Consider the following 19,454-nt stretch of genomic DNA (forward strand, 5'->3'; position numbering starts at 1 on the left):
AAAAAATCTAGAGAAATTTAACCGCTTTTTTATTTGAATTAGCAAGATTCTCTTACAATTAACGGACAATCAATCGGTTGAACCTTATTAGATTTTCGTCCTTCAATTAAATGTAATGCCGCTTGTTCGCCCATTTGATAATGTGGCAATTGCACGGTAGTAAGTGGAGGTAAAAACAAGTGCGCTACCCCTACCATATTATCATAGCCAACAATAGCCACATCTTGCGGAATACGTAATCCTCTCGCCAGCAATAATTGATAGGCAAGCATGGCAATACGGTCGTTTCCACACACAATCACGTCATAAGCAAAATGGTTTGGATCAGCCTCTAAAATCTGTTTTAGCCGATCAGCACCTTCCAAATAATCATCACTTTCATCCATAAAAAACTCCGTCGGCTGATTTGCATTTTTTTGCGAAAACCAGACCGTTTGAAAGCCTTTTTGGCGCTCTTTTGCCGCAATTGCATTATGTGGAATATACAAACAGAGCGGTTTTTTATAGCCCTTTTTCACCAATAAACGGGTAAGATCCGATTGTCCTTGGAAATCATTGGGAATGTAGCTCGCAACTTGTAAATCATCTGTCACACAGTTTGCCAGCACGATTGGCAATGAAGCTAGCCGTTTAGGAATTTTGATTTTCTTAAGTCCATGGCGGGTAATAATAATCGCACTCGGACGATGTGAAAGTAGAAGTTCCACCGCTTTTTCAACATCTTGATCATCATTTTCAAACGTATTGATCACAAAGGAATTCCAGCCGTATTGACGTACCGTTTGCTCAATTGCAAGCAAGATTTCTACCGAGAAAGGTGTGGTTGCCGTGCTAAAGGACAACACGCCTATAGTTTTTTCACTTACACCACGAATTTTTTGCGCCGCAATATTGGGGACATAATTTAGCTGTGCAATCGCATCTTGCACGGCTTTACGTGTTTTTTCAGAAAGTTGTTCAGGATTATTAATTGCACGAGAAACAGTCATCAGCGATACGCCTGCCAACTTTGCCACATCTTTTAGGGAAGCCATAAAATATTAATTATAAAGAATAAAAATAGATAAACGAAAATTGATAATTAAAACTAATTTATCGGTTTAGCTTCACTTTACCTTTTATCTTTTTGCGGATCAATTCTCAATAACCAATTATTTGCCAATAACTGTGATCTTGCTCACAAAATCAGAATGTTAACGTTAAAAAACGTGATTTAGCTCACAATTTTGATTTTTATCCTCTTGCAAAAGCAAATGATAACGTTAACATTTTGCCCATCAAATCCACAATAGAAGGTGTTTTATTATGCAAGCACAACCACAAAATAAAGCTTATTACTGGGGGAACCGTAATTATTTTGTATTTAGCGGTTACTTCTTTACCTATTTCTTTATCATGGCAACCTGCTATCCGTTCCTTGGTATCTGGCTGGGAGATATTAATGGATTAAGCGGTGAAGAACGAGGCATCGTGTTCGCCTCAATGTCCTTTTTTGCTCTCTGTTTCCAACCTATTTTCGGCTATGTAACCGATAAGCTCGGGGTAAAAAAACATATGCTCTGGGCAGTTGCCATTGCCCTTCTCTTCTACGCACCATTCTTTATTTACATTTTCGCGCCAATGCTAAAAACCAATATTTGGGTGGGTGCAATCGTAGGTGGCATCTATATGGGCTTTGTGTTCTCTGGCGGTGCGGGGGCATCAGAGGCTTATGTTGAACGTGTCAGCCGTCAAAGTAACTTTGAATATGGACGTGCACGTATGTTCGGTATGATGGGCTGGGGGATCTGTGCTTCTATCGCAGGGATTTTATATAGCAAAGATCCTGATTCTGTATTCTGGCTTGGCTCAGCTGGTGCAGTCGTGTTACTTGTGTTAGTTGCACTTGCAAAACCAGAGCAAAATTCGACCGCTTCTGTAATGGCACAACTCGGTGCAAATAAAAACCCTGTTAGCCTTAAACAAGCCTTCAAACTTTTTAAACTTCCTCGCTTCTGGGCTTTACTTGCGTATGTAGTGGGTGTGGCTTGTACCTATGATATTTTCGACCAACAATTTGGTAACTTTTTTAATACATTCTTTGATTCAAAAGAAGAAGGGATTGAGATGTTCGGCTATGTAACTACAATGGGCGAATTCTTAAATGCGGCGATTATGTTCTTTGTTCCTGTATTGATTAACCGTATCGGCGCCAAAAATGCATTATTGGTGGCAGGCTTTATTATGACGATTCGTATCATTGGCTCATCATTTGCTACCGAAGCATGGCACGTTGTGGTGTTAAAAACCTTACATATGTTTGAAGTGCCGTTCTACCTCGTTGGCTTATTTAAATACATTGGTAACGTGTTCGAAGTTCACTTCTCCGCAACAATCTATATGGTAGCGTGCCAGTTTATTAAACAAGTCGGCAATATGCTCGCATCTTCAACCGTCGGAAGCTGGTATGACAAATTCGGCTATCAAGATACTTACTTTATTTTAGGTTGTGTGGCACTAGGTTTTACCTTGCTCTCAGTCTTTACTCTAACAGGCAAAATGAATATGCAAGAGCGTTATCAATTACAAAAACGCAATGTAAGAGGCGCTTAACAAGCAGTTATCTTTCTCTCCAATTTTGCAAACAAGGAATTTAATATGAACAACATCATTCGCTTATCAAGCAATCAAAATGATCTGATTATCAATGCTTCAGATAATCCACAAATTCTCTACTGGGGCGAAAAGCTTGCCGCCTTCGAGCCAACCAATGCATGGCTAAGCTATTCTGGTGTAACCAACGGCGGTTTAGATATTGATGTGCCTGTTTCACTTGCTTCAGAAAATGGTCGAGGCTATTTTGAATCCTCTTCGGTAGAAGGACATCGTAGTGGCTTAGATTCAATGCCCGTGTTCAAACTCAGTAAAATTGAACAACAAAACGACCGCTTAGTGATTCGCCAAATTGATGAAATTGCAGGCTTAGAATTTAGCAGTGAATTTGTGTTGGACAAAGCGACTTCCGTACTGAAAACACGCAACAAATTACGCAATTTAAAAGCGGACGAATATCAACTAGATCGCCTTGCTGTAACGCTTCCTCTGCCAGAATTTGCCGATGAAGTCTGCACATTCTACGGTCGTTGGGTGCGTGAATTTCAACCAAATCGCAAAAATCTTAAACACGGCGGTTTTATTCAAGAAAACCGTGTGGGCAGAACTTCGCACGAATATCCGCCCATCCTGATTGTCGGCGAAGAAGGCTATAAAGAGCAAAAAGGCGATGTATGGGGCTTCCATTTAGCATGGAGTGGTAACCACCGTATTCGTGCTGATATTGATATTCGTGGTAGACGGACGGTGCAACTCGAAGCGCTTTACTTCCCTGGCGAAATTTCACTTGCACAAGATGAAGAAATTTCCACCCCTTGGGTTTATGCAACCGCTTCAACGCAAGGCTTAAATGGAATGAGCAAACAATTCCACCAATATGTACGAGAACAAATTCTCCACTTCCCACAAGGTAAAACTCGCCCTGTGCATCTCAATATTTGGGAAGGGGTTTATTTTGACCATAACCCAGAACATATTATTGCCATGGCAAAAGCCGCTGCAGAAATGGGCGTTGAACGCTTTATTATTGACGATGGTTGGTTTATCGGACGTGATGATGACTTTGGTGGTTTGGGCGATTGGTATTTAGATGAACGTAAATATCCAAACGGCTTACCCCCCGTGGTAAAAGCGGTAAAAGATTTAGGTATGCAATTCGGGATTTGGGTTGAACTTGAAATGATCAACAAACCAACCAAACTTTACCAGCAACATCCCGATTGGTTATTAGCGGTTGAAGGCTACGACCAACCTGCAGAGCGTAATCAGTTCGTGCTTGATTTATGTCATCCAGAAGTGTTTGATTATTTAGTTGAACGTATGGATTGGCTACTCGGCAACCACGAAATTGACTACGTTAAATGGGATATGAACCGCCGTATTGTACAAGGTGCTCATCAAGGCAGGGCTGCTGTCACCAAACAAACTGAGGCTTTTTATCGCTTGTGCGATGTGCTTCGCGAAAAATATCCACAGGTTGAATTTGAAGCTTGCTCTTCTGGTGGTGGACGGATTGACTATGAAGTATTAAAACGCTCTCACCGCTTCTGGACTTCTGATGATAACGATGCACTGGAACGCCAAACCATTCAACGTGGTTTTAGCTATTTCTATCCACCTGAAATTATGGGCGCACATATCGGAGGCTGGCATTGCCATACCACCTATCGCAAATTAGATGCGAATTTCCGTGGTTTAACCGCATTATTCGGTCATATGGGCGTAGAGTTAGATCCAGTTAAAGAAGGCGAAGCAGAGCGCCAAAGCTTTGCAAAATATATTGCGCTACATAAATCATTGCGTGAGTTACTGCATAGTGGCACTGCATTCCGCTTAGATCGCCAAGACCCTGCCTCTTTAGTAAACGGTGTCGTTGCACAAGATAACTCACAAGCGGTTGTTTTAATCAGCCAACTTGCAATGTTAGATTACTTGCGCCAAGAATCTCTCCGAGTGCCATATTTAGCAAAAGGTAACTACCAAGTAGAAATTTTAGATTTACCACACAACTTTGCCGAAGGAAAATTCGGTCACTTAATGAAAAAATTACCTGATTGGATGGTAAAAGCATTAAGCGGTGAGAAAGTTATCATCAACAGCGAATGGCTTGCTAAAGTAGGCTTAGGTTTACCAATTATCGACCCAGCCTCTGCGATGTTATTGAAATTCAGCCGTATCGATTAATCCAAATAAAAGCGGTCAAATTTCTTCTACTAAACGAAATGATCAAAAAAGAAATTTAATCAATTTCCTTGATTCCATAAATAATCCTTCTACTGCTCAATCTTATTTTGCTAAAAAGCGATAAAATTAAACCGCTTATAAAAAATAAAAGGCTCTGTGAATGAGCCTTTTATCTTTCTTCTAAAACGTGTATTGATTAAGCTAAATTCGAAGCTTCAATTAAGCGTTGGGTGTAGGCTTGTTGTGGTTGCTCAAAAATTTGTTGAGTAGTGCCACTTTCAACTACTTCGCCTTTACTCATAACGATCACTTTATCACTTAACGCACGTACCACAGCAAGATCATGACTAATAAACAAATAGCTTAAGCCATATTTTTGCTGTAAGCGATTTAACAAATCAATTACGGTTAATTGCGTTGAGCGATCAAGTGCTGAGGTAGGTTCATCTAACAAGACAAATTTAGGTTCTAAAATAATGGCGCGAGCAATCGCAATTCGTTGTCGCTGCCCACCTGAAAATTCATGAGGATAGCGATTAATCATTGCGGGGCTTAAATTCACTTCTTCTAGCATTTTTTGTACCTTTTCTCGGCGCTGTGTTTTTGTCATCTTAGGGGAATGCACCGTCAATCCTTCCCCAATAATTTCCCCTACTGTCAAACGCGGTGAAAGAGAATTAAATGGATCTTGGAACACCATTTGCATATTACGTTTTAGCGATTGACGCGCTTCTTTTGACAACGTAGAAATTGATTGTCCTGCAAACTCTACTTCCCCTTGATAATCCAATATTTGCATAATGGCACGCCCTAACGTGGATTTTCCTGAACCCGATTCGCCCACAATCCCCAGTGTTTCGCCCACATTTAATTGGAATGAAATATCTTTTACCGCATTAAATACTTTTTTCGGTTTTCCCCAAAACGAACGTTTCAATACATAATCGACATTAATATTTTTAGCATCAATCAATAACTGAGCTTGTTCAGCTTGACTGGTTTTAAAATGGCTTGGGAGCGGTGTAAGTAATTCAAGTGTATATGAATGCTTCGGCTGAGCAAATACCTCCGCTGTTTTACCTCGTTCTACAATCTCGCCCGATTTCATTACACACACTTCATCGCTGTATTTTTGGACTAAACGAAGATCGTGTGAAATCAGAATGATCGCCATACCCATTTCAGCTTGTAATTCGAGCATCAGATCTAAAATTTCTGCTTGGGTAGTCACGTCTAGCGCAGTGGTTGGTTCATCTGCAATTAAAAGATCGGGCTTATTAATAATCGCCATAGCGATCATAATCCGTTGCAACTGCCCGCCAGAAAACTCATGTGGGTAACAATTTAATTTCTTTTCTGCATTCGGAATTTTCACCTTTTGCAATGCGCTTAAAGTCAGCGCTTGAGCTTCTTGCTTAGTTATTTCTGCTGAATGAGTAGTCAGTGCTTCTGCCACTTGTTCCCCAATCGGCATATAAGGATTTAGCGAAGTCATTGGCTCTTGAAAAATCATACCGATGCGATCTCCTCGCAAGGTGCACATTTCTTGCTCCGACAGCGCTAAAATATTACGATCTTCAAAAATAATTTGAGAATCTTTTCCATACTGCACAATATTTTTCGGAAGCAATTGCATTATCGACATTGAAGTTACCGATTTACCCGAACCTGACTCCCCTACAATCGCTAGCGTTTTACCCTTTTCTAAACTAAATGAGACTGAACGAACAGTGTGCGAAAAATTATCTTCAGCTTTTAAATATACGTCTAAATTTTTTACTTCTAAGAATTTCATCCTTTACCGCCTATTTATCTTTTGGATCTAATGCATCACGCAAACCATCGCCAATAAAATTGAAACAAAACAGCGTTAAGCAGAGGAAAAAAGCAGGAAAGCCAAGCAACCACGGTGAGGTTTCCATCTGAGACGCACCATCGCTCAGTAAAGCGCCCCAGCTACTCATCGGCTCTTGCGTACCAAGCCCTAAAAAGCTTAAAAAGGATTCAAATAAAATCAAAGCAGGCACTTCAAGCGAAGCATACACCACCACTAAGCCGAGTACATTTGGGATAATATGGCGCCAGATAATTTGGCGACGAGAAACACCACATACAATTGCAGCTTCAATAAACTCTTTATTTTTTAGCGCGAGCGTTTGTCCTCGCACAATTCGCGCAAGTCCAAGCCAAGCAATCATGCCAATCGCAACAAAAATTAAGAAAATATTTTGTCCGAAAAAAGTCACTAATAAAATCACGAAGAACATAAAAGGAAATGAGCCTAAAATTTCCAAAAAGCGCATCATGAAGCTATCAACTTTGCCACCAATATAGCCTGAAATTGCGCCGTAAATCGTGCCAATCACTACCGCTACTAACGCACCTGCAATCCCAACCATAAGCGAGATTCTGCCCCCCATTGCAACACGCACCATAAGATCGCGCCCTGAAGCATCCGTACCAAAATAGTGCATTGATTCTATATCAGGTGTGGCACTCATCATATTCCAATCGGTATCGTCATAACTAAACGGCATCAACATTGGTACAAAAGTGATAAATAACACAATCAGAAATAAAATAAATAAGCTACTCACTGCAGCTTTATTACGGAAAAAACGTCGACGAGCATCTTGCCATAAACTACGTCCTTCAAGCGTAAGTACCATATTCGTTGAGGCAGTATTTTCCGAAAACGTTGAATTTTTATTCATCTGCATAATTCCCTCCTGATGTTTTGTTAGCTATAACGAATTTTCGGATCTATCACCGCATATAAAATATCGACTATCGCATTAAATAAAATAGTTAGTGTGCCGACTAGAATGGTTAAACTCAATACTAAAGAATAATCACGATTGAGCGCCCCATTAATAAATAATTGTCCTAAACCTGGTAAGCCAAATACACTTTCGATCACCATTGAGCCTGTGATAATGCCGACGAAAGCTGGCGCAAGATAAGTAATAACAGGAATTAACGCAGGTTTTAGTGCATGTTTAAAAATGATTTTCCGCATTGGTATGCCTTTTGCCTTTGCCGTACGGATATAATTTGAATGGAGAATTTCAATCATTGAGCCACGAGTAATTCGAGCAAGTCCTGCCACATAGCCAATTGTGAGTGAAAGCACTGGCAACACCATATAATATAATTGCCCACCGTTCCAGCCACCAGCAGGGAGCCATTGCAGATGAATCGCAAAAAATAATACAAGTAAAGGGGCAAATACAAAACTTGGCATAATCACCCCCGTCATCGCAAAACCCATCACAATATAGTCCCATTTACTATTTTGCTTTAATGCCGCTACAATACCTGCTGTTAATCCAATTATCACTGCAAAAATAAATGCGACAACGCCTAATTTAATTGAAACAGGAAGTGCCGAAGCAATTAAATCATTTACTGATTGATCTTTATATTTAAAAGAAGGTCCCAAATCACCATGCGCAAGATTATCCATATAGATAAAATATTGTTTATAAAGTGGCTCATTTAGATGATATTTAGCTTCTATGTTTGCCATCACTTCTGGCGGATAGGCTTTTTCTGAGGTAAATGGACTTCCTGGCGCAAGTCTCATTAGAAAGAATGAAAAGGTAATTAGAATAAATAGCGTTGGAATCGCTTCCAGAATCCGCTTGATAATAAATTTCAGCATTTGCAATCCTCCATTTTTATTAATAATGACTAATTAGTAACCGAAATAGTACATTTTGTAAATATGAAGCAAGTGCAAATAAACAACAAGCGGTCAAATTTCCTAAACTTTTTACAAACATTGCAAAATATTCTGAAAATTTGACCGCTTGTTTAGCTTATCACAGCACCATTATTCGTCTAATTTGGCGATACCTAAATGCGCATAGGTTCTGCTGGTCGCAATTCGCCCACGAGGTGTGCGCTGTAAAAAGCCTTGTTGAATTAAATAAGGCTCAAGTACATCTTCAATTGTGTCTCGTTCTTCGCCTATTGCTGCTGCTAAGTTATCTAACCCAACTGGGCCGCCATCAAAACGTTCTACAATTGCCTGTAACAGTTTTATGTCCATAAAATCAAAGCCTTCAGAATCCACATCAAGCATTGCAAGCGCCTGTTTGGCTATATCAGAAGTAATCACGCCGTTATTACGCACATCCGCATAATCACGTACGCGGCGTAATAATCGGTTAGCAATACGTGGTGTACCTCTTGAACGGCGAGCAACTTCATAAGCACCATCTGCAGATAAATTGAGATTTAGACAATCTGCGCTGCGCTTTACAATCGACGTTAAATCTTCTACTGAATAAAATTCTAAACGCTGAACAATACCAAAACGATCTCGCAATGGTGAGGTAAGCGATCCAGCTCGAGTGGTTGCACCAACTAAAGTAAACGGTGGTAAATCCAACTTAATTGAGCGAGCTGCAGGGCCTTCACCGATCATAATATCCAGCTGATAGTCTTCCATTGCAGGATACAACACTTCTTCAATCGCTGGCGATAAGCGGTGAATTTCATCAATAAATAACACATCGTAAGGTTCTAAATTGGTCAGCATTGCTGCCAAATCGCCAGCCTTTTCCAATACAGGCCCTGAAGTAGTACGAATATTTACGCCCATTTCATTCGCAACAATATTCGCTAAGGTCGTTTTTCCTAAACCTGGTGGGCCGAAAATCAATAAGTGATCCAATGCCTCATCACGCAACTTTGCTGCTTTAATAAAGATTTCCATCTGCTCTCGCACCGAAGGCTGACCAACGTAATCGGCAAGCAATTTAGGACGAATTGCACGGTCAATCACTTCTTCCTCACGCTTTGGCGAGGCACTAATTATTCTATCTGCTTCAATCATTTGAGTTATGTATTGTGAATTAAAGCGAAGCTTTTAATGCTTCACGAATTAATTGTTCGCTGGTTGCACCCACTTTATTAACTTTCTTAATCATTTTCTCTGCGTCTGCTAATTTATAGCCTAACGCTACTAGTGCATCTCGAGCTTCGTCAGCGGGGTCATGAGTATGTGTTGCAACAATGGTTTCAGTCGTATGTTCTTCAAAGAAATCACTTTGCGTGATACCTTTAAATTTACCTTTTAGCTCCACTAATAAACGTTCTGCTGTTTTACGCCCGATGCCAGGAATTTTAGTGAGTTTTGCCAATTCTTCATGCTCAACCGCATTCGCAAACTGTGAAACCGACATTGCTGATAAAATAGCCAACGCTAATTTAGGACCTACACCATTGGTTTTGATCAATTCTCGGAATAACGTTCTATCTTGCTTTTGTGCAAAGCCAAATAATAAATGCGCATCTTCACGCACCACTAAATGCGTAAAAATTGAGGCTTGTTCACCCACTGGTGGCAAGCTGTAAAAACTGGTCATTGGCAATAACACTTCGTAGCCAACGCCTTGTACGTCAATCACCATTTCTGGTGGTTGCTTTTCAATAATTTTACCCTGTAATCTGCCGATCATTGCTTTTATTCCAAACAAAAAAATTTACCCTAGCATATCAGAAAACTGTATGGAATAACAGGCTAACAAGCGGTCAAATTCAGTGAATTTTTTGCAAAAAAATAGCCCTCTTACTTAGAGGGCCAGATTAATTAGATTAATTTATGCTTTCTTTCTCAACACTAATTGGCTTAATAGCACCAAACTTAATGAGAAAATAATCATCAATGTGGCTAGTGCATTTACTTCTGGCGTTACACCTGTTTTCACAAGCGAGAAGATTTTAAGCGGTAATACTTCATAGCTAGGGCTGGTTACAAAGGATGAAACCACCACATCATCTAATGAAATTGTAAAGCTTAACAACCAGCCTGAAATAATTGAAGGCAATGCAAGCGGCAAAATAATTTTACGTAAAATCGTGACTTCACTTGCGCCTAAATCTTTTGCTGCTTCTAACATTTTACCATCAAAATCACTTAAACGAGACGAAATAGTAATCACCACGTAAGGCAAACAGAAAGTAATATGCGCAATTAATAATGAAATAAAACCAAGTTGCACACCTAAAATCATAAATAGCACTAATAATGAAACTGCCATTACGATATCTGGCGACATCATCACAATAAACAGTAAGCCTCCAACCATTTGTTTACCACGGAATTTATAGCGATATAGCGCAATTGATGTTAATGCACCTAAAATGGTCGAAAACGTTGCAGCAAAAAATGCAATCGTTAATGAATTCATGGTTGCGTGTACTAGCGTATCATTTGAGAATAAACGCTCATACCAGTTCCAGCTGAATCCTTTCCATTGCAAACCATAACGGTCTGCGTTAAATGAGTTTACTACCAAAATAATAATTGGAATATAAAGGTAAGCAAACACCACGAACATAAAAAAGTTTCTTAATGTCTTTTTCATTATTCAAGCTCCACCTTTTTATTTAATAATTTATTGGCACGGTAATAAACATATAACATTAATGCCATTAACACAGTTAATGCGATACTTACTGCAGAACCTAATGCGAATTGGTTGGTATTTAAGAATAAGCTCTTAATAATATTACCAATTAATGGTGTTTTACCACCGCCTAATAAATCGGCAACATAGAACATACCCATCGCAGGTAACAATACTAATAAACAGCCTGCCACAATACCTGGCATAGTAAGTGGAATAGTTACTTTAACAAAACGTTGAAACGCATTCGCCCCTAAATCTTTTGCTGCCTCTAATAAACGACCGTCAATTTTCTCAATAGAAGAATAAAGCGGTAAAATCATAAATGGCAACAAGATATAAACTAAACCGAAAATAATCGCAAATTCAGAATTTAATAAACGAAGAGGCTCATTAATTAAACCAATTGCTAATAATGCTTCATTTAGTACACCTTTCACCCCAAGGAAAATTTTAATTCCGTAAATACGAATGAGTGAGTTTGTCCAGAATGGCAGCACCACTAAAAACAGTAAAATCGGACGAAGTTTCACTGGCATTTTTGCAATAATAAATGCAAATGGATAACCAATAATTAAACAGAAAAATGTTGCAATTGCAGACATTTTAAATGAGTTCCACAACACCGTTGCATAAGTGTCATTAAACAACTGTTTATACGCTTCAAGACTAAATACAAAATCAACAAAGTATGCACTTTGGCGATTTTCTGTAAGAAAACTGATCAACAGAACCAATAAGTTCGGTACAAGTACAAAAAGTAATAACCAACCGAAGATAACTGAAACTGTTCCAGTTTGGAATTTGTTACTAGCAATCTTCATTATTGAGTACAACCTCCCAGCCTTCGTGCCATGTTAATGCCACTTTTTGACCAACTTCGTGATCGATATTTGGATCATCTTCATTGAAGAATTCGCTCACTAATACGTTCATACCATTGTGATCTAACTGTACGCTTGACTCTAATGTCATACCTTTATAGTTACGATCGATAATATGACCGATAATCGCTTTTGAGCTCTCATCTTCGTCTAATTCTTCAATGACGATATCTTCTGGACGTAATAACACTTTCAGTTTCTGATTTGGCGCTACATCCATATCCTCAACCTTAATATTGCAAATACGACCTTCTACATTTGCTTTCACATTACGTGCATCCACTCGCTCAATTACGGTAGCATCAAATACATTGATCTCACCGATAAAGCGAGCAACGAATAAGTTACTTGGTTCTTCGTAGATTTCACGCGGAGTACCGTCTTGCGCAATTTTACCGCCATTCATAACGATAATACGATCAGACATCGTTAATGCTTCTTCTTGATCGTGCGTAACGAAAATAAAGGTAATACCTAATTGGCGTTGTAATGCTTTTAACTCATTCTGCATTTCTTTACGCAATTTATAATCAAGTGCAGAAAGCGACTCATCGAGTAATAATACTTTTGGTTTATTCACTACTGCACGCGCAATGGCGATACGTTGTTGCTGACCACCAGAAAGTTGCGCAGGCTTTTGTTCTGCACGATCTTCTAAACGAACCATACGTAATGCTTCCATTACACGAGGTTTGATTTGATCATTCGGCACTTTTTGCATACGTAAACCAAATGCAACGTTTTCGAAAATGGTCATATGTGGGAATAACGCATAGCTTTGAAAAACAGTATTTACTGGGCGCTGTTCCGCAGGAATGTTAGATACATCTTGACCATCAAGAATGATTGAACCTTCAGTCAAATCTTCAAAACCAGCAATTAAACGTAATGCCGTTGTTTTACCACAACCTGAAGGACCTAAAATAGTCAAAAATTCACCATCATTAATGGTTAAATTTAAATCTTTAAGAATCGTTTTGCTACCATAACTTTTAGTAACATTGCGTAGTTCGATGATTGGTTTTTGTTCTAACTTTTCCATCTACTTTTGTATTCCCCCTAGGGCATAAAATTAAAATGCAAAATCTGAATTATTTCAGGGCGAGTGCGTAATGAGATACGCTTAAAACTAACTGATAATGATATAGCGAACCACACAATTTTGAAAGCAAAAATTTGATTTTTAAGGCATTTATTTCAAACAAAAACCGCTTAACAAACGGTCAAATTTCAAAAATCTTTTGCAAACGGTTGCGCTAACGAGAATAACAAAAATTACAGCGATTGTAAGAAAGCAATTAAGCTTGGTTGTTGTTCTATCGCCGCTAATAATTTTCTTGCTGCACCATTGGGGGTACGTCTGCCGATTTCCCAAGATTGCACCAAATTTGGGCTTACACCAAGTAGATGAGCAAATTCTGCTTGCTTCAAATGGAGCTGAGTGCGAATAGCTTTCGCATTCGGAATTTTATGCATATAAATACGATGTGCAAGCACTTCCAGCCCTCCTTTTTCAATGGCGACCATTTGTTTTGCACTTTCGATTAAACGTTCAAATAACACTTTATCCATTTTACTCCTCAACCATATTAACTACTGATTTCAACATTCATTTTTCTGCTTAGTATACGTACCCTGTACAAATTTTAACGACAGTTTGCTCGTTTTAGTGATGTTTATTTTATTTACACAATAAGCAATTTTGTTTTTTTCGATTTAGATCGCAAAATTTCAAAGAAATTAGACCGCTTGTTGCCTTTCCGCTAAAATAGCCGAGTTAAAAATGGCTAAAAACAGAGAAAAAATTAAAGAGTTCAGTCGATAAATGAAATTAAATGATCAACAACAACAAGCGGTAGAATATGTAAAAGGGGCTTGCCTTGTATTGGCGGGCGCTGGTTCAGGTAAAACTCGTGTAATTATCAATAAAATTGCTCATCTGATTGCTCAGTGTGGCTATTCACCTAAACAAATCGCAGCAGTAACTTTTACTAACAAAGCCGCTCGAGAAATGCGTGAACGGGTAGCACATTCGATCGGTAAAGAAAACAGTAAAGGGCTTACCATTTCCACTTTCCACACACTCGGTTTTGAAATTTTAAAACGAGAGTACAAATTGCTTGGTTTTAAAGCAGGCATGACGCTATTTGATGAACACGATCAACTTGCCTTACTCAAACATTTACTGCCAGAAAACGTTGCAGAGGATAAAGATTTACTTAAAGCGCTAATTTCTACTATTTCTAATTGGAAAAATGATTTACTTTCGCCTGAAAAAGTAATACTTCACTGCAAATCGGAGCAAGATCAGGTATTCTCACATTTTTATCAGCTCTACCAAAACCAGTTAAAAGCGTACAATGCACTCGATTTTGATGATTTAATTATGCTACCCGTGCTACTTTTCCGCCAATTTCCTGAAGCCAAAGCACGTTGGCAACAAAAAGTCCGTTATCTATTAGTAGATGAATATCAAGACACCAATACTAGCCAATATGAGCTGATTAAATTATTAGTGGGAAATGAAGCTAATTTCACCGTAGTTGGTGATGATGACCAGTCTATTTACTCTTGGCGTGGTGCAAAACCAGAAAATATGCAACGCCTGCGTGAAGATTTTGATCTGAAAGTGATTAAGCTTGAACAAAATTACCGTTCTAGCCAACGTATTTTGCACTGTGCCAACATTTTGATTGATAACAACGATCATATTTTCCAAAAACGTTTGTTTTCAAATTTAGGTGAAGGCGAGAAATTAAACGTTATTGAAGCCAAAAATGAAGATCACGAAGCGGAAAGAATTGTAGGGGAATTGATTGCCCATCGCTTTTCACACAAAACGAAGTACAAAGATTATGCAATTTTATATCGAGGCAATCATCAATCTCGTTTGCTCGAAAAATTGCTGATGCAAAATCGAATCCCTTACAAAATCTCGGGTGGCACGTCGTTTTTCGCACGCGCTGAAATCAAAGATATGATGGCATATTTACGTTTGGTGGTAAATCAAGATGATGATGCCGCATTTTTACGTATTGTAAATACGCCAAAACGTGAAATTGGTGCGGTAACGCTTGAAAAATTAGGGTTATTGGCAAACGAAAAACAAATCCGTTTATTTGAAGCGATTTTTGATTTTGAGCTGATTCAACGTCTTACGCCAAAGCCTTACCAAGCGCTACAAGATTTTGCCCGTTGGATTGTTGAAATTGCTGACCAAGCGGAACGAGCAGACCCGATTGAGGCAGTCAAAGATTTACTTGCCAAAATTCAATACGAAGCCTATTTATACGAAACGGCAACCTCGCCTAAAGCGGCTGAGATGCAAAGCCGTAACATCCAAACCCTCTTTGAGTGGGTGCAAGGTATGCTAGAAGGTGATGAAATTGAAGAACCGATGACTTTAGTACAAGTGGTTAATCGCTTGACCCTGCGGGATATGTTAGAACGAGGTGAGGACGACGATGAAGCAGAGCAAGTACAACTGATGACGCTCCATGCTTCAAAAGGCTTGGAGTTTCCGCACGTTTTCTTGGTTGGTATGGAAGAAGGCATTTTGCCGCACCAAACCAGTCTGGATGAAGATAATGTGGAAGAAGAACGTCGCTTGGCTTATGTCGGCATTACCCGTGCGCAACAAACACTCACCTTTTCACTCTGCAAAGAACGACGTCAGTATGGTGAAATAATTAAACCTGAGCCAAGCCGTTTCTTACTCGAATTACCGCAAGATGATTTAGTTTGGGAAAGTGAAAAACCTAAAATGACCGAAGCACAACAAGTGGAAAAAACTTCTGCTAATATTGCAAATATTATGGCTATGCTAAAAGCCAATAGAAAGTAATATTTCTTTCTTTTTATCAGGGCGAAAACCTTCGCCCTTCTCTTTATCTAGCCATAGAGTCGCTGATGATTCTGCATAATTTGTAAATAAATTTCCCTCTCCGATTCTGCTCTAAGTTTCGCTAATTGCTCTAATATTGCTTGTAATTGTTGCGAAATTGTCGCAGTTTCTAACCCAGCATGCAGCCAAGGGCTATCAGTTTCAATCAATAAACGCTCAAGCGGTAATTTTTGTGCCACTTTTTGCGTTTTAGTATTCCATAAAACATCAGGCGTCACGCTCGCAAAATAAGGTGTTTGTAAGAAATGCTCGAGAGAAATATCATCGGTTTTAAACCAATGAAAATGCGCTTGCTGAATTTGATATTTTTCTAGTAAATCAAGCATTATCAGCACATCATCATATACAATATGCAAATTTAGCGGTAAATTTAACCGCTTACTAAGCATAACAAATCTTTCTAGTAATTGGATATAGGGCTGATAATCCAAATGAGGATGCTGACGTTTAAGATAATGCGGTAGCCCAACTTCACCAATAGCGGTCAAATTTTGTCGATTTTCGACAATCCAATTAAATAGCGCTTGATGCTGTTTGTCATCCATTAAAGCTTGTTCAGGGTGAAAACCTGCCGCAATCTGGATTTTCGGAAACCTCTGCTTTAACTTTAATAACTTTTCCGCACTCGCCAAATCCGTACTCACTGCCAACAATCCATTCAATAGAGGATCATTTACAATCTGTATGATTTGGTTTTCACTAAGCTGATCTAAATGAATATGGCTATCAAACATTTTTCGTTTTCTACTGAGAAAGAATTAAAAAAAGCGGTGTAATTTTGCGGTATTATGTAACAGTTGCATAAAGACCTAAAACGCAATAATAGTTAAGCTCTCTATGACATAATTTTATACATGGAGATTTTTTATAGCAAATCTACACTATTATTCCATCATCCACCGTAAAATAGACACACTTAAACGTAAGATTAAACATTTTACCAAAAGCCGAGATGATGCACTAAAGAAAATTCAAATTCTTGGAGATACCCAGTTCATTCTTAATCCAAACAACGATAACTATTTTCTGAATACTTACGAACCGATTGAAGCACTTGAAACTGTTTTTCTTAAAAATAGTCTGTTAAAACAATCCTCGAATAAATTAGTGTCAGAAATAATGAAAAAGCACCCTAACCAATGGATTTCAACGAGAGAGATAGTTAAGAAGGTGTTTGAATTAGAAAAGTTAGAATTTGATGAAATTTTATATCAGCCGATTCGCAATAGTGTTTCAGGCGTACTTACGACGACAGCAAGAAAGGGAGATTTTGAGAAGTCGCCGTTCGGATTTCGATCCTGAAGCAAAGGGAAATGTGCCACCTTTGTAGCGTGCTTCTTGCCAAATACCAAATTCAAACAATGCCCCTACTGCTGTGATTGCTAAATTAGTCTTCCATTACGTTAAATAAGCGGTGTATTTTAAAAACATTTTTACACCTCATTATCCAAATCTTCGGCAGTATGTTTTTTATTAATGGCTTTTTGCTCATTTTGTATATGCTTAAACCAATCCGCTTTCTGCTGAGGGTTTTGTTTTTGCCAAAGTTCAACCGCTTTATCTAACGCTCGCTCGGCTTTTTTACGATTAAAGGGAATTGGTGGTGCAAATGCATTGCAGAACATAATCTTAAATTTTGAACCACATACTTTATAGTGATTACCGATATAGTGTAAAAACTCGGGGTCATCTTCGGTTAAATAAGCACGAATAGCATTGAGAATATCTATATTATGCTCGGGCATCGGTGTCGGGTAAACGCCAAAATAGCCACCTGTGATTCCCTTAGTTTGATAATCTTTGATCATCATATGCAAGGAAAAGCGTTTATGTTCTCCAAAAGCATACAAGCCAAATAAACTATAATTTATGCCACTAAGTGGATCACCATTTGGTGGAATATAAGCAATAGAATGTGATCCACAAAGAGATTGCCAATAAATTAGGCGTTTTTTGCGGTTTACTCTTAATCCTCTAGGGCGAGGGAGGAAAAAAAGAATGATGATAACAGGAAACCACCACATTCCTAAAATCAAATTTTTTAAAGGTGCCTTAGGCATAATGTCTTGCTTATATTCGTCATAAGAGCTTGGTGGTTCTACAGAATTATCATTTTGGGCTTGTGCTCTATTGTATTGATAAGCCGCGATTTCCTTGTATTGCTCATATTGCTCTCTTGCTCTTTTATCTGGCTGAAATGCCCAATCATAATCTCTCTGAATACCTCTAATAATCGATTCAAAAGGCTTTTCACCATAAGTAGCACTAAGATAACTACCATAAAAAAACATTGCTATAAATAGTGCTCTAAAAAATCCTCGAATATAACCGTCAAGCAGTGAATGCCTTATTTCAATTTCATCATTTCCTCGCTTACGAATAGAATAGCTTAATGCTTTGTATTTCTTTTTCATTATTCACCTGTGTTACCCCGTACTAGCGTACGGGGTTGATTAGTCTTCCATTACGTTAAATAAGCGGTGTATTTTAAAAGCATTTTTACACCTCATTATCCAAACCTTCGGCAGCATGTTTTTTATTAATGGCTTTTTGCTCATTTTGCATATGTTTAAACCAATCGCTTTGCTGTTGCGCATTTTGTTTTTGCCAAAGTTCAACCGCTTTATCTAACGCTCGATCAGCTTTTTTACGACTAAAGGGGATTGGTGGTGCAAATGCGTTACAAAACATAATTTTAAATTTTGAATCACACACTTTATAGCGATTGCCGATATAGTGTAAAAACTCGGGTTCATCTTCGGTTAAATAAGCTCGAATAACATTGAGAATATCTATATTATGCTCAGGCATCGGTGTCGGGTAAACGCCAAAATAGCCACCTGTGATTCCCTTAGTTTGATAATCTTTGATCATCATATGCAAGGAAAAACGTTTATGTTCTCCAAAAGCATACAAGCCAAATAAACTATAATTTATGCCACTAAGTGGATCACCATTTGGTGGAATATAAGCAATAGAATGTGATCCACAAAGAGACTGCCAATAAATTAGGCGTTTTTTGCGGTTTACTCGTAATCCTCTAGGGCGAGGAAGAAATAGTAAAAAAATTATAATGGGTAAAAAGAAAAAATAATGTAACACTGAAGATTGCTCTTTGTGTCGAGATATATAAAAAGAACGTTGTTCCTCATACGTTTCTATTTTTTCATTAGAATTATATTTTTTATAATTTTCACTTTGAATGAAAGCTATATATTCATCATATAATGGTTTGATTATAGTATCTGGTTCAAACTGCCAAACAAGTTCGGTTTTCATATCTCTTATTATACTTTCAAACGGTTTTTCACCATAAGTAGCACTAAGATAGCTACCATAAAAAAACATCGCAACCAATAATGCTCTAAAAAAGCCTCGAACATAACCGTCAAGCAATGAATGTCTTATTTCAATTTCATCATTTCCTCGCTTACGAATGGAATAACTTAATGCTTTATATCGTTTAATCAT

16 protein-coding genes are annotated in these 19,454 nt (G+C 38.4%); 3 read left to right on the plus strand and 13 right to left on the minus strand.

The annotated features are described in order from the left end of the window. Window positions 1–38: 38 nt before the first annotated feature. Entirely contained in the window at window positions 39–1,034 is a 996-nt protein-coding gene (locus F8M47_RS10365) for a LacI family DNA-binding transcriptional regulator (RefSeq protein ID WP_150540001.1), read from the minus strand. Between the two features lie 271 nt (window positions 1,035–1,305). Here F8M47_RS10365 and F8M47_RS10370 point away from each other — a divergent pair, with 271 nt between their 5' ends. Continuing rightward, the gene (locus tag F8M47_RS10370) at window positions 1,306–2,592 is read left to right on the plus strand and encodes an MFS transporter (protein ID WP_150540002.1); all 1,287 of its coding nucleotides are present in this window, start codon (window positions 1,306–1,308) and stop codon (window positions 2,590–2,592) included. Window positions 2,593–2,637: 45 nt separating this feature from the next. Next, window positions 2,638–4,776 carry an alpha-galactosidase gene (locus tag F8M47_RS10375; protein WP_150540003.1) on the plus strand — a complete coding sequence of 713 codons (2,139 nt, stop codon included), beginning with the start codon at window positions 2,638–2,640 and terminating at the stop codon, window positions 4,774–4,776. A gap of 196 nt (window positions 4,777–4,972) precedes the next feature. Here the strand turns inward: F8M47_RS10375 and F8M47_RS10385 are convergent, their stop codons facing one another. The 9 genes from F8M47_RS10385 to nadS form a co-directional block, all read right to left on the minus strand. Continuing rightward, window positions 4,973–6,571: an ABC transporter ATP-binding protein gene (locus F8M47_RS10385; protein WP_150540004.1), complete on the minus strand. Its 1,599-nt coding sequence runs from the start codon at window positions 6,569–6,571 to the stop codon at window positions 4,973–4,975. A gap of 10 nt (window positions 6,572–6,581) precedes the next feature. After that, entirely contained in the window at window positions 6,582–7,496 is a 915-nt protein-coding gene (oppC, locus tag F8M47_RS10390; RefSeq protein ID WP_150540005.1) for an oligopeptide ABC transporter permease OppC, read from the minus strand. 20 nt (window positions 7,497–7,516) lie between these two features. Then, a complete protein-coding gene (oppB, locus tag F8M47_RS10395; protein WP_150540006.1) occupies window positions 7,517–8,440 on the minus strand; it encodes an oligopeptide ABC transporter permease OppB in 924 nt (307 codons plus the stop codon). 171 nt (window positions 8,441–8,611) lie between these two features. Next, window positions 8,612–9,619, minus strand: a complete 1,008-nt coding sequence (gene ruvB / locus F8M47_RS10400; protein ID WP_150540007.1) for a Holliday junction branch migration DNA helicase RuvB — start codon at window positions 9,617–9,619, stop codon at window positions 8,612–8,614. Window positions 9,620–9,638: 19 nt separating this feature from the next. Beyond that, window positions 9,639–10,244 carry a Holliday junction branch migration protein RuvA gene (ruvA, locus tag F8M47_RS10405; protein WP_150540008.1) on the minus strand — a complete coding sequence of 202 codons (606 nt, stop codon included), beginning with the start codon at window positions 10,242–10,244 and terminating at the stop codon, window positions 9,639–9,641. A 141-nt stretch (window positions 10,245–10,385) separates the two neighbouring features. Next, window positions 10,386–11,153, minus strand: a complete 768-nt coding sequence (gene potC, locus F8M47_RS10410) for a spermidine/putrescine ABC transporter permease PotC (protein ID WP_150540009.1) — start codon at window positions 11,151–11,153, stop codon at window positions 10,386–10,388. Continuing rightward, on the minus strand, window positions 11,153–12,019 hold the full coding sequence (potB, locus tag F8M47_RS10415; RefSeq protein ID WP_150540010.1) for a spermidine/putrescine ABC transporter permease PotB: 867 nt from the start codon (window positions 12,017–12,019) through the stop codon (window positions 11,153–11,155). Before potB ends, potC begins: the two co-directional genes overlap by 1 nt. Continuing rightward, window positions 12,006–13,121 carry a spermidine/putrescine ABC transporter ATP-binding protein PotA gene (potA, locus tag F8M47_RS10420; protein WP_150540011.1) on the minus strand — a complete coding sequence of 372 codons (1,116 nt, stop codon included), beginning with the start codon at window positions 13,119–13,121 and terminating at the stop codon, window positions 12,006–12,008. Before potA ends, potB begins: the two co-directional genes overlap by 14 nt. 233 nt (window positions 13,122–13,354) lie before the next feature. After that, entirely contained in the window at window positions 13,355–13,651 is a 297-nt protein-coding gene (nadS, locus tag F8M47_RS10425; protein ID WP_150540012.1) for a NadS family protein, read from the minus strand. A 253-nt stretch (window positions 13,652–13,904) separates the two neighbouring features. Between nadS and rep the strand changes: the two genes are divergently transcribed. Next, complete coding sequence (gene rep, locus F8M47_RS10430; RefSeq protein ID WP_150540013.1) at window positions 13,905–15,923, plus strand: DNA helicase Rep; 2,019 nt, start codon at window positions 13,905–13,907, stop codon at window positions 15,921–15,923. 47 nt (window positions 15,924–15,970) lie between these two features. Here the strand turns inward: rep and F8M47_RS10435 are convergent, their stop codons facing one another. The 3 genes from F8M47_RS10435 to F8M47_RS10445 form a co-directional block, all read right to left on the minus strand. Continuing rightward, on the minus strand, window positions 15,971–16,717 hold the full coding sequence (locus F8M47_RS10435) for a TatD family hydrolase (RefSeq protein ID WP_150540014.1): 747 nt from the start codon (window positions 16,715–16,717) through the stop codon (window positions 15,971–15,973). Between the two features lie 699 nt (window positions 16,718–17,416). Further along, a complete protein-coding gene (locus tag F8M47_RS10440) occupies window positions 17,417–18,397 on the minus strand; it encodes a hypothetical protein (protein WP_150540015.1) in 981 nt (326 codons plus the stop codon). 85 nt (window positions 18,398–18,482) lie between these two features. Continuing rightward, entirely contained in the window at window positions 18,483–19,454 is a 972-nt protein-coding gene (locus F8M47_RS10445) for a hypothetical protein (RefSeq protein ID WP_150540016.1), read from the minus strand.

The organism is Actinobacillus vicugnae, from assembly GCF_901687125.1.
GTDB classification, from domain to species: Bacteria; Pseudomonadota; Gammaproteobacteria; order Enterobacterales; family Pasteurellaceae; genus Actinobacillus; species Actinobacillus vicugnae.

What these genes read in the sequence shown, in the direction of transcription:
- F8M47_RS10365 (WP_150540001.1), bottom strand. Translation starts at nt 1,034, where the DNA reads ATGGCTTCCCTAAAAGATGTGGCAAAGTTGGCAGGCGTATCGCTGATG.
- F8M47_RS10370 (WP_150540002.1), top strand. Translation starts at nt 1,306, where the DNA reads ATGCAAGCACAACCACAAAATAAAGCTTATTACTGGGGGAACCGTAAT.
- F8M47_RS10375 (WP_150540003.1), top strand. Translation starts at nt 2,638, where the DNA reads ATGAACAACATCATTCGCTTATCAAGCAATCAAAATGATCTGATTATC.
- F8M47_RS10385 (WP_150540004.1), bottom strand. Translation starts at nt 6,571, where the DNA reads ATGAAATTCTTAGAAGTAAAAAATTTAGACGTATATTTAAAAGCTGAA.
- oppC (WP_150540005.1), bottom strand. Translation starts at nt 7,496, where the DNA reads ATGCAGATGAATAAAAATTCAACGTTTTCGGAAAATACTGCCTCAACG.
- oppB (WP_150540006.1), bottom strand. Translation starts at nt 8,440, where the DNA reads ATGCTGAAATTTATTATCAAGCGGATTCTGGAAGCGATTCCAACGCTA.
- ruvB (WP_150540007.1), bottom strand. Translation starts at nt 9,619, where the DNA reads ATGATTGAAGCAGATAGAATAATTAGTGCCTCGCCAAAGCGTGAGGAA.
- ruvA (WP_150540008.1), bottom strand. Translation starts at nt 10,244, where the DNA reads ATGATCGGCAGATTACAGGGTAAAATTATTGAAAAGCAACCACCAGAA.
- potC (WP_150540009.1), bottom strand. Translation starts at nt 11,153, where the DNA reads ATGAAAAAGACATTAAGAAACTTTTTTATGTTCGTGGTGTTTGCTTAC.
- potB (WP_150540010.1), bottom strand. Translation starts at nt 12,019, where the DNA reads ATGAAGATTGCTAGTAACAAATTCCAAACTGGAACAGTTTCAGTTATC.
- potA (WP_150540011.1), bottom strand. Translation starts at nt 13,121, where the DNA reads ATGGAAAAGTTAGAACAAAAACCAATCATCGAACTACGCAATGTTACT.
- nadS (WP_150540012.1), bottom strand. Translation starts at nt 13,651, where the DNA reads ATGGATAAAGTGTTATTTGAACGTTTAATCGAAAGTGCAAAACAAATG.
- rep (WP_150540013.1), top strand. Translation starts at nt 13,905, where the DNA reads ATGAAATTAAATGATCAACAACAACAAGCGGTAGAATATGTAAAAGGG.
- F8M47_RS10435 (WP_150540014.1), bottom strand. Translation starts at nt 16,717, where the DNA reads ATGTTTGATAGCCATATTCATTTAGATCAGCTTAGTGAAAACCAAATC.
- F8M47_RS10440 (WP_150540015.1), bottom strand. Translation starts at nt 18,397, where the DNA reads ATGAAAAAGAAATACAAAGCATTAAGCTATTCTATTCGTAAGCGAGGA.
- F8M47_RS10445 (WP_150540016.1), bottom strand. Translation starts at nt 19,454, where the DNA reads ATGATTAAACGATATAAAGCATTAAGTTATTCCATTCGTAAGCGAGGA.